This window comes from Pirellulales bacterium (genome assembly GCA_035656635.1).
Lineage (GTDB): Bacteria > Planctomycetota > Planctomycetia > Pirellulales > JADZDJ01 > DATJYL01.
Genome location: DASRSD010000144.1, coordinates 18,801 through 29,756, shown reverse-complemented (window position 1 = coordinate 29,756; position 10,956 = coordinate 18,801). Strand labels below are relative to the sequence as shown.

The 10,956-nt window shown below is 56.6% G+C and carries 10 protein-coding genes; 8 read left to right on the top strand and 2 right to left on the bottom strand.

Going from position 1 to position 10,956, the window contains the following annotated elements:
* Window positions 1-122: 122 nt before the first annotated feature.
* Window positions 123-1,220 (bottom strand): hypothetical protein, encoded by a 1,098-nt coding sequence (locus VFE46_13685; protein ID HZZ29045.1) that lies wholly within the window; start codon window positions 1,218-1,220, stop codon window positions 123-125.
* Window positions 1,221-1,259: 39 nt separating this feature from the next.
* The gene (locus tag VFE46_13680) at window positions 1,260-1,742 is read right to left on the bottom strand and encodes an NUDIX domain-containing protein (protein HZZ29044.1); all 483 of its coding nucleotides are present in this window, start codon (window positions 1,740-1,742) and stop codon (window positions 1,260-1,262) included.
* Between the two features lie 299 nt (window positions 1,743-2,041).
* On the opposite strand from VFE46_13680, the gene VFE46_13675 reads away from it, so the two are divergent.
* From VFE46_13675 to VFE46_13640, 8 genes are all read left to right on the top strand, one after another.
* The gene (locus VFE46_13675; protein HZZ29043.1) at window positions 2,042-3,361 is read left to right on the top strand and encodes a hypothetical protein; all 1,320 of its coding nucleotides are present in this window, start codon (window positions 2,042-2,044) and stop codon (window positions 3,359-3,361) included.
* The gene (locus tag VFE46_13670) at window positions 3,358-4,371 is read left to right on the top strand and encodes a DUF1559 domain-containing protein (protein HZZ29042.1); all 1,014 of its coding nucleotides are present in this window, start codon (window positions 3,358-3,360) and stop codon (window positions 4,369-4,371) included. Before VFE46_13675 ends, VFE46_13670 begins: the two co-directional genes overlap by 4 nt.
* A 56-nt stretch (window positions 4,372-4,427) precedes the next feature.
* Complete coding sequence (locus tag VFE46_13665) at window positions 4,428-6,122, top strand: serine/threonine-protein kinase (protein ID HZZ29041.1); 1,695 nt, start codon at window positions 4,428-4,430, stop codon at window positions 6,120-6,122.
* A 37-nt stretch (window positions 6,123-6,159) separates the two neighbouring features.
* On the top strand, window positions 6,160-6,333 hold the full coding sequence (locus VFE46_13660; GenBank protein HZZ29040.1) for a hypothetical protein: 174 nt from the start codon (window positions 6,160-6,162) through the stop codon (window positions 6,331-6,333).
* A 168-nt stretch (window positions 6,334-6,501) separates the two neighbouring features.
* On the top strand, window positions 6,502-7,794 hold the full coding sequence (locus tag VFE46_13655) for a diphosphate--fructose-6-phosphate 1-phosphotransferase (protein ID HZZ29039.1): 1,293 nt from the start codon (window positions 6,502-6,504) through the stop codon (window positions 7,792-7,794).
* Between the two features lie 59 nt (window positions 7,795-7,853).
* A complete protein-coding gene (locus tag VFE46_13650; GenBank protein HZZ29038.1) occupies window positions 7,854-8,720 on the top strand; it encodes an HAD hydrolase-like protein in 867 nt (288 codons plus the stop codon).
* The gene (gene gnd, locus VFE46_13645; protein HZZ29037.1) at window positions 8,714-10,150 is read left to right on the top strand and encodes a decarboxylating NADP(+)-dependent phosphogluconate dehydrogenase; all 1,437 of its coding nucleotides are present in this window, start codon (window positions 8,714-8,716) and stop codon (window positions 10,148-10,150) included. Before VFE46_13650 ends, gnd begins: the two co-directional genes overlap by 7 nt.
* A gap of 5 nt (window positions 10,151-10,155) precedes the next feature.
* Entirely contained in the window at window positions 10,156-10,938 is a 783-nt protein-coding gene (locus tag VFE46_13640; protein ID HZZ29036.1) for an SDR family oxidoreductase, read from the top strand.
* Window positions 10,939-10,956: the final 18 nt, after the last annotated feature.

Sequence of the window (10,956 nt, the reverse complement as noted above, 5' to 3'; positions counted from 1 at the left end):
CTTGGGAGCCGTATCATCCAATCGGCGCACGTGCCGCACAAAGCGGCAAACAACCCGAACGTTGCCGTCCACAGGCCGGCTGTCGGAAGCGAACGCCGGTTCGAACACAAAGGGAAACGTGACTAATGCCGCAGCATGGCCAGAACGATTTCCAGCACGATCAGCAGAATCACAGTAATTTCCAATAGCTCCACGCGCACCGTGGCCGATTGATCGCTGACCACTTGATATGCCCCCTCCACCACGTCGAGCGACTCGCGGATGTTTTGCTCCCATTCGTTCAAATGAAACCGGGCGGCAATCATCCGATAGACGCGGGCCAAATACTGGTCGCCCACCATTTTCAGCGCGTTGCCGGTCCGCTCGAACAAATTAATGGCCTCAATTCGCAGTTCGCCTAATTGACGCAGCGGCCGGCTGTGGCTGCGCCAAAACGGCAGCACCCGCTGAATGGTGCGATGAATGGTGCTGTACGCCGCCGCCAGCCGATCGTCCAGCAAATTGTCGATGTAGCGATACTCCAGCAATTGCAAATTGGCGAACTCGATGGCTTGCAGCGTTTCTTCGCAATCGCGGTCGATCAATACCGAAGCCGACCAGGCCGAGAGCAACATATCGGCCGGATTATAACTGATGCGCGATTGCAAGGCGGCTTCAATTTCGCTGGGGCTGAGCGGTTCCGATTCCAATCGCACCAGGCCCGCCAACCAACCGCCATGTTGCTCCACCAGCGATTGCGGCGGCGGCAGGGAATCGCTCGGCGGAAGTTGAAAGACAAAATATTCTTCTCCCAACGGGCTCCAATGCGGATTCTGAATGACGGGCAATAATTGTTGAAACAATTTCGAGGTTGCCGAGCGCGCTGCTTCGACCAGCGATTGTGGATCGGCCAAAGCGCCCGCCAGATGCGAAAGCGAAGTGGCCGATAATTCAAAAGGGAATTGCAACGACACGCTGGCGCCGCCGAAATCGAATACAATCGCCTCCGCCGTAGCCTGAACTGCGCCCAATTCGGGTAGCGGAATGGGCGGCAGGTTCAATGGATAGCGCAGCGGCGCCGGCCGGTAACCGATGGAACTGGGGGTGCGCCGCCGTCGAGCCAACTCTTCACTTTGCGTGGGTAGAAGTTGCCGAGCGCGCTCCAGATCGATTTCGTCTCCCCAATCGAATGCCACGAATACGTGCAGCGTGCCGCGAAGGATAGATTGATCGGTGAGCATGGAATGAGTATAGCCGCCACGGAGAACAATTGAATGCGTTCAGGCGTTACTAGTGTCCCCCGGAGTCAGAAGTTTTTCCAAGCGCTCTAAAAACGGCCGCTGCTCAGGGTGGATCAGCTGTTGCGCTTCGTCCAGGGGAAAAAATTCCGCCCGGTCAACTTCCCAACTGGCCGGATGCGGTGCGGCATTTTCTGGTGCGGCGACGGCAAAGGCATGAATCCGTTTTCGACTTTTCGTGTAATCGATGTGTCCCAGCGGAACTAAGTTGGGCTGCGCAGAGTCATCGCTCGGCAGCGCCGAGTGTTGCTGGGCAATGACTACATTGACGCCGCTTTCTTCTCGGGTTTCACGCACTGCCGCGTCTGCCAAGGCCTCCCCTTCGTCGGGCAATCCTTTGGGAATTCCCCACGGCGCGCGGCGATTGTAATTTCCTGACGGATGCACCAGCAGCACTTCTAACTGCTTTCCCCGCTGACGGTAAACGACCAAGCCCGCCGATTGCACCACGGCAAACTCCTTCACAGGTTATGCTAATTGGCGCACAAGCCCCTGCTCTTTGTCAGCCTTTGAATTCCCCACGGTTTTTCTCGTTGAACTATTGCAAGTGTCGCGGTTGACTGGTAGGGTATTTTCTCAGTTGTGCCGCCAAATTTAAGGGAAAATGAGCATTGGGCCAACGGGCGGCACAGCATCCTGCCAAACCTTCCTGCTGGTTCAATTGACCTTGGTACATCGCGTCGTCCGCTTGGGGATTCTCTCCCTGCCAGCGACTACCATTTCCATCCTGAGCGCGTGCAACCAAAGATTTTGAAGGCACCTCGATGAAACTTCCTCTCCTGCGTTGGATTACTGGTTTCCTGAGTTTAGTTCTGGCAGGCACAAACTTTACTTCGATAGCGTCCGCCGGCGTTGTTACCTCGCACGTTGCCACGCTATATGTCTCCGATTTGAACGGCGACCCGTACTTTCAGCAAGCTGTGGGGCGAGTTTTAGCCTTCGATGCCACTACCGGCCAATACCTTCGCACGGTGGTCACTGGCCTGACGGTTCCCTCGGCGGTAACAATTGGCCCTGGCGGACTGCTCTACGTCGCCGATGCCGGAACCGGCCAGGTGCTAACATTTAATCCCTCGGCTACCGACCAGTCCGCTACCGCCGGCGGCGTGTACGCTTCCGGCATTATTACGCCCGGCGGATTGCTGTACGATCGCTCAGATAATTCGATGTTCGTCAGCCAAGAAATCCCCACGCAAACCGGCTTCCTCGGCGAAGATGTTAAACACTACGATGCCAATGGAAACCTAATCACAACCGATGGCACGGCGGGTGTCATTGGAATCGGCACCGGCTCAACCGGCCGCGCCGGCATGGCCTTGGATAGCAACCATAATTTATACGTGGGCACGCTCGACACCAACACGGGAAACGTTTTGAAGTTTACCGCCAGCGACCATTACAATACTTCCAGCGTGTTTGCTTCCGGCGCCCTCGGAGCCAGCCAAATGTTGTTTTACAACGGTAATTTGTTGGTAGACGCACAATTTGAGGGGGCTGTGTTGCAATACGATAGCAGCGGCGTCCTTACGGCCAACAATCCGTTTATTACGCTCGTTAGCCAGGCTTTCAATTCTGGCTTGATTGCCCACGGCACGAACGGCCTCATTGTCAGCGGCATCGGCAGCGGCACCGGACCGGGTCAAATTGGAATCTATAACATCGACACCGGGGCGCCGCTCCATCCGGACAGCGACACTTTTATTACGAAAGCCACCGTTGACGCCGGCATCGCCGGCAATGCGTATTTTCAACCGACGTCTTCGTTCGTGTATTATGTGCCGGGCGATTTGAATTTAGACGGCGTGGCAACCTCCAACGACATTAACACCATGCTCAGCGCCCTGATTGATTTGAGCGGATATCAAACCTCGCACGATTTGTCGGACGATGAGCTGTTGCAGATTGCCGATTTGAACCACGATGGCAAAGTCACCAATGCCGATTTACAGGGGTTGCTCGATTTGTTGAAATCGGAGGGAAGCTCCGCAGTTTCCGGAGTTCCTGAACCCAGCAGTTGCGTGTTGGCGAGTTTGGCGTTTGTGGCGGTATTTAACACCGTTTATCGGCGGCGCTCGCAACGATGAAAACGCCCGGCCGTCGAGATTCGCGCCAGTTTGCCTTTACGCTGGTGGAATTGCTCGTCGTCATCGCCATCATTGGCATTTTGGTCGCGCTTTTGTTTCCCGCGGTCCAATCTTCTCGCGAAAGCGCCCGGCTGCTGCAATGTGCCAACCATCTTAAGCAGTTAGGCGTGGCATTGCACAATTATGAATCGGCGCGGCATTGCCTGCCGCCTGGGTCAGAATCGCGGCAGTACGATGCGCTGACGCCCTATACATTTTACCGCTGGTCGGCGTTGGCCCACTTGATGCCGTACATGGAGCTGGCGGCGGTTCATAATTCGCTCGATTTTTCAGTGCCGCTGTACAGCGCAGGCTTTCAAGTATTTCCCCAGAACCGAGCGGCGGTGGCGCTGTTGATCCCGGACTTTCTTTGTCCCTGCGACACGGGGCAGCCCGTTTCCCCAGTTTTCGGGCCCACCAATTACGCAGCTTGCGCTGGATCGGGCGTGGGCGGCGGCACGCCGTTTGAAACCGACGGCGTGTTCTACATCAACTCCAAAACTCGCACGAATCAAATCACGAGCGGATTGAGTAAAACCGCTGCGATGTCGGAAAGCATTCTTGGTCAGGCGGTGCCATTTGGAACGAGCCGCAGCCAAGCGAACCCGCGTTTTGTTTACGCTTTCACGTTCACGACGCCGCTGTCGGAAACCGCTTGCGGCTCAACCATCACCTATAATGTTTCCGATCCGCGCGGTTTTGCCTGGGCCAACGGTGAGTTCCGCTCCGCCATGTACAATCATTATTTGCCCCCGAATTCGCAAAATTTGGATTGCATTGCCTCGCGGCTTGGCGGATCGCTTGCGGAAATTGATTCCGCTTATGGTTGGCGCACCGCCCGCAGCTTACATTTGGGCGGCGTAAACTTGCTATTAGCAGACGGCTCGGTGCACTTTGAAACCGACACCATCGATCCGGCGGTGTGGAAAGCAATGTCCCTCCGCGCTAGCGAAGCGTCCAGGCCGCAATAAATCAGAGTATTTTATCAAGGTTGTCAATTGCGCCGGACCCAGCGATACTTAAATCAATGAGCCAGGCACACCCCATCGGTGAAACGGCCTCCATCGGCATCGGCAGCGGCGCCGCGGGCAGTGCCGAAAAAACCAGCTTCGACCTCGATCTTTCCGGACGCCAATTGGGCGATTATCGCTTGCTGCGCCGTCTGGGGCGCGGGGCCATGGCCGATGTGTATTTAGCCGAGCAAGGTTCGCTCCGCCGGCAAGTGGCGTTCAAAGCACTTAAGCGCGAGCTGGCGAACGATCATACGTACGTTCGCCGCTTTCACATGGAAGCTCAGGCTGCAGCGTCGCTGGTGCAGGCCAACATCGTGCAAATTTATGAAGTGGGTTGCATCGAGGGCTGTCATTATATTGCCCAAGAATATGTGGAAGGTCAAAACCTTTCGCAATATATTAGCCGCAACGGCGCTCCGCCGGTAAAGTTGTCGCTGGCACTCATGCGGCAAGTCGCAGCAGCGCTATGCAAAGCCGCCGATCGCGGCATTGTTCACCGCGACATTAAGCCGGAAAACATCATGATGGCCCGCAGCGGCGAAGTGAAAGTAGCCGATTTCGGCCTGGCCCGGATCGGCACCGGCGAGGAAGAATCGCTGAAGCTCACGCAAGTGGGCATTACGATGGGCACGCCGCTGTATATGAGCCCGGAGCAAGTGGAGGGGCGGCAGCTTGATCCGCGTAGCGACATCTACAGTTTGGGCGTAACGTGTTATCACATGTTGGCTGGTCAGCCGCCGTTTCGCGGCGACACCGCGCTGAGCGTGGCCATTCAGCATGTTCGCACGCAGCCGGAGCGGCTGGAAAATATACGGCCCGATTTGCCGCCGGCGTTGTGCCGCATCATTCACAAAATGTTGGCGAAAGACACTGCCCAGCGCCAGCAGGGTCCGCGCGAATTGTTGCACGAACTGCGCGCGCTGCAAATCGAAGGCATCGACATGCAGTGGCCCGCCGAGTTGGACGAGCTGAGCACCGTGGAATCGGTCGCGCTGGCTCAGGCGAGTTGGGCAGCTACCCAGCGGCTCCAAACCGTCATGAACAGCCATGCCATGCTGCAAAACGATCGCCGCTGGCTGTGGTATGCCGCAGCCGGTTCGCTGGTGGCTTTGTTCGTGGGCGCTAGTGCCGCGTGGGCCTTGCACGGTTCGTTCCTGCTGGAGGTGCCGGCCTCCCAAGTACCGAAAGTGCAGCTGCAAGGTAGCCCGGCAGATCAATATTGGGCCGCCCAGAGCCTGGGAACGGAAGCAGCCTGGGAAAGCATCATCAATAACCCCGGCAACTTCGGCGATCGGCTATATGTGCCTATGGCCGAGGTAGAACTCGCTTTGAAATACCTCAAAACCTTCGACCAAGGGGACCGCGATAAGGCGCTGCACCTGTTCGAGCATTTGGCGAAAGACTATCCCAACGATGATGTTCAATGGCGTGCCGACGGTCTGGCTGGACAAGCCATTGTTCTTTCACTGGACGGCAATTATCAAGAGAGCCTGGCAAAAATTTTAGAGTTGGATAAATTTTTGAACACGATTCCGAATGCGACCACCGGCCGACAGACTTACAATCCACGCTACTTCAATTCCGACATTCTCCGCGATCTCCGCAGCGTGATTGCCATCAACGACAAAAAGTTGGGTGATGCCGCCACGAAGGCCACCAAAGATTTTCAGCAAAAGCTCGACACACTCATGGAAGAACCCGGCAGCTAAGCATTGGGGCGAGTTCAATTTTGGCGGAGCCAACAGCATGCGTTTTCGCTTTACCATTCGCGATCTGTTCTGGCTGGTTTTTGTGGTGGCGCTGGCCATTGGTTGGTGGCTGGATCATCGGCATTTGGATAGCCAGTTGAGCCATTACGAATTGCTGATGTTCCGCTCCGGCGTGCCCGACCAGGCCACGCAGGCATCGCCGCTGCGATAGCCGCAAAGAGCGTGTTGAGTGTGGCGCAGCCTGGGGCTTTTTCTGCTGCCGCGGGCGCATTGCTGCGCCGCTTGGCAAGCGTTAAAATGCCCGATTCGCAGTTTCCATACGCCATCAAATTGTTTTCTGCAGGCGGCCCGCTGCCTACCGCATGCCGCCTACGCTCACATGCCCAAACCTCGCAATATGGTCGTGGCCCAAAGTGGCGGGCCCAGTGCCGTTATCAATAACAGCCTGCGCGGCATCATCGAAACCGCGCGCCAAATGTCCGAAATTGGCGCCGTGTACGGAGCTCGGCATGGCATCGAAGGCGTATTGAAAGAGGAATTGCTCGATCTCTCTGCGCAGGATGCAGAGGAAGTTTCGCTCCTGCGGTTTACTCCGGCCGCCGGCTCCATTGGCACTTGCCGCTACAAGCTCAAGCCGGCACAGACGGAAGATTTCACTCGCACCATTGAAGTTCTGAAAGCCCACGGCATTGGCTACTTTTTGTACATCGGCGGCAACGATTCGATGGACACCGCCCATAAAATTGCCGCCCTGGCGCGCGAGCGTGGGCTGGATCTCATCGCCGTCGGCGTGCCCAAAACCATCGACAACGACGTGGGCGACAGCGAATTCAAACTGGTCGATCACACGCCCGGCTATGGCAGCACCGCTAAATACTGGATGCACATGGTGCAAAATGCCAACGAAGAAAACGCCGGAAGCTCGCCGGCCGATCCGGTGCTGGTGATGCAAGCCATGGGACGCAAAATCGGTTATATTCCGGCAGCTGCCCGGCTGGCTGATCCAGCTCGCGAAATGCCGCTGCAAATCTATTTGGCCGAAAGTCCCTGCACGCTGGCCCAACTTGCCAACAACGTAAACGACGAGTTGAAAAAATCGGGGCGCTGTGTGGTCGTCATTAGCGAAGGGTTCGATGTGGGGGACATCGGCGCAATGAAAGATTCCTTCGGCCATACTTCGTTCAGTGCCAGCCAACTTACTGTGGGGCAGATCGTGGTCAATCACTTGAACAAAGTCGGACTGGCCGCCAAAGGCGCGGCCCGGGGCAATGTTCCCGGCACCGATCAGCGCCATGCCACGGCCTATGCTTCGACCGTCGACCTGGAAGAAGCTTACCGCAGCGGCCAAATGGCTGCGCTGTTGGCCGCCCGCGGCGAAGGGGGCTTCATGGCTACCATTTTGCGCGAGCCCGGTACAATTTACTCAGCCCGGTACGATAAAGTGCCGCTGGAAAAAGTGGCCGCCGCCGATCGCACGTTCCCCAAGCATTGGATCGCCAAAAACGGCTGTGATGTCACCGACGATTTTGTCCGTTACTGCCGCCCACTAGTCGGTGACGACATGGTCTCGCTCCCCATGCTGGACGGTCGTCAGCGGCTGACAAAGTTCAAACCGATTTATGCCGAACAGAAGTTGCCCAAGTATATTCCTCAAGCCGATCGCAAGAAATAATTGCATTCTCATAAAGCCGCGACCGTTGGTCGCGTTAGCCCTCCTTACGCGTCACTAACATGATCGACTTCACGCCCAAGCACAAATTCCTCGTTGGCATCGACAGCGACGGCTGCGCTTTCGACACGATGGAGTTGAAGCACAAGGAGTGCTTCATTCCGCAAATCATCAACCACTACGGTCTGCAGGGCGTCAGCAAGTACGCCCGTGAGGCGGCGGAGTTTGTGAATTTGTATTCCAAAAGCCGCGGCATCAATCGGTTTCCCGCGCTCATCGAAACCTTGGAGTGGCTACAACTGCGGCCGGAAGTGCAAGCCCGGGGCGTTAAAATCACCATGCCGCAGGGTTTGGTCGAGTGGATTAAAGTCGAAACCAAGCTTGCCAATCCGGCGCTGGCCAAAGCGGCGGAAACTTCCGGCCATCCCGATCTCCAGCAGGCCATCGCTTGGAGCAAGGAAGTAAACGAAGCGGTGGAAAAAATCGTTCGCTGGGTGCCGCCGTTTCCGTTCGTGCGCGAAAGTTTGGAAAAACTGAAAGCACATGCCGATTTGCTCGTGGTTTCCGCCACGCCCACCGAGGCGCTGAAGCGCGAATGGGAAGAGCACGATTTGGCAAAATACGTGGTCGCCATTTGCGGCCAGGAATTAGGCACGAAGAAGGAACTGCTGGGCGTTTCCAAAAAATACGATGCCCACCACACGCTAATGATCGGCGATGCTCCCGGCGATTACAAAGCGGCCCAAGCTAACCACGCCTTGTATTTCCCGATCAATCCCGGCGCGGAAGAAGTCAGTTGGAAGCGCTTCCACGATGAAGGCATCGAGCGCTTTCTCAAAGGCACTTTTGCCGGCGAGTATCAGCAAAAATTATTGGCCGAATTTGAATCCTACTTGCCCGATCGACCGCCGTGGGAGAAAAAATCGTGAACTGTGATTTCGGACTGGTCGGCTTGGCCGTGATGGGCGAAAATTTGGCGCTGAACGTCGAAAGCCGCGGCTTTCGTGTGACCGTGTTCAACCGCACCACCACGGTCGTTGACGATTTCATCAAAGGCCGTGCCGTGGGAAAAAAATTCGTCGGCTGCCATTCACTGGAGGAACTGGTCAAAAATCTCAGCCGGCCGCGAAAAGTCATGCTCATGGTCAAGGCTGGCTCGGCGGTCGATCAACTCATCGAGCAATTGCTGCCGCTCTTGGAAAAGGGAGATGTCATCATCGACGGCGGCAACACGCTGTTTTCCGATACCGAACGCCGCACGCAATATGTGGAATCCAAAGGATTGCTATACGTCGGCAGCGGCGTGTCTGGTGGCGAGGAAGGCGCACTCAAAGGCCCCAGTCTCATGCCCGGCGGGTCGCCCGCGGCGTGGCCTATCATCAAGCCGATTTTCCAGGCCATCGCGGCCAAAGTCGGGCCGAAAGGGGATATTCCCTGTTGCGACTGGGTCGGTCCGCGCGGCGCCGGCCACTATGTGAAGATGGTCCACAACGGCATTGAGTACGGCGACATGCAATTGATTTGCGAAGCCTACAACATGCTCCGTTCCGGACTGAATTTGACGAACGAGCAACTCTACGACGTGTTTGCTGAGTGGAACAAGGGCGAACTGGACAGTTATCTGATCGAAATTACACGCGATATTTTTAGCGTGAAGGATTCAGAGACCGGCCACGACATGGTTGACCTGATTCTCGATGCCGCCGGCGCCAAGGGCACGGGAAAATGGATGAGTCAACTGGCCCTCGACCTGGGCGTGCCCAGCACGTTGGTCACCGAAGCCGTCTATGCTCGGTGTCTGTCGGCGCTTAAAGAAGAACGTGTTCGCGCCAGCAAAGTATTACACGGCCCGGCCGGCCGTTACGAGGCCGATCCCAAGCAGTTCATCGAAGCCGTTCGCCAAGCCTTGTACGCTTCCAAAATTTGCAGCTACGCGCAGGGCTTCGTGCAAATGCAGGCCGCCGCCAAAGAACATAAGTGGCCGCTCGATTTCGGCAGCATCGCCCTGTTGTGGCGCGGCGGCTGTATTATTCGGGCGGCATTTTTGGAACGCATCAAAGAGGCCTTCGATGGCGACAAGAACTTGGAAAATTTGCTGCTAGCGCCTTATTTCCGCGATGTGCTCCAAAAAGCACAAACCGCGTGGCGACATGCGGTCACCACCGCCGTGAATTTGGGAATTTGGACGCCGGCATTTATGACCGCGCTGGCATATTACGACGGCATTCGCCAGGAGCGATTGCCTGCCAATCTGCTGCAAGCCCAGCGCGATTACTTTGGCGCGCACACGTACCAGCGCGTCGACAAATCCGGCACATTCCACACCGAATGGCTCCATCTGCGCCGCCAACCGAAATGACAACCATGACTCAATCTTTCGTCGAAAATTTGTTCAGCCTTTCGGGCCAGGTGTGCGTGGTAATCGGCGGCACCGGCGTGCTGGGAGGCGCGCTGGCCGAGGGAATTGCCCAGGCAGGCGCGCTGACCGTCGTGGCCGGGCGCGGCGAAGAGCGTGGGCAGCAGCGGGTAGCCTCGATCGCCAAACTCGGCGGGGAGGCAAAATTCCTGCCGGTTGATGTGACGCAGCGAAAATCGATCGAAGAATTGCTCGTCGCGACGCTCCAGCAGTGTGGCCGTGTCGATTTGCTGGTGAATTGCGCCGGCGTCAATTCGGCCACAGCATATTCGGATGCAACCGACGACGATTGGCAGCGTGTCCTGCTCACCAATCTGACGAGCACCCATTGGGCCTGCCAGATTTTTGGCGCGCACCTGGCAAAATCGGGCGGTGGCGCCATTTTGAACATCGGCAGCGTTTCGTCGGGTGTTCCACTGTCCCGGGTGTTTGCTTATTCCGCCTCCAAGGCGGCCGTGGTGAATCTCACCAAAAACGTGGCTCGAGAATTTGCTCCACACAAAGTGCGCGTGAATGTGCTGTGCCCCGGCTTTTTTCCTGCCGAGCAGAATCGAAAAATTCTCGATAAAACTCGAGTAGAAAATATTATGCGGCACACGCCGATGAACCGCTTTGGCGAGCCCCACGAATTAATTGGCGCGGCATTGTTGTTGCTTTCGCCGCGCTGCGGCAGCTTCATTACCGGCGCCGAACTGTACGTCGACGGCGGTTTCACTTCCATGACTATTTAAATTTCTTTCCCACGGAGG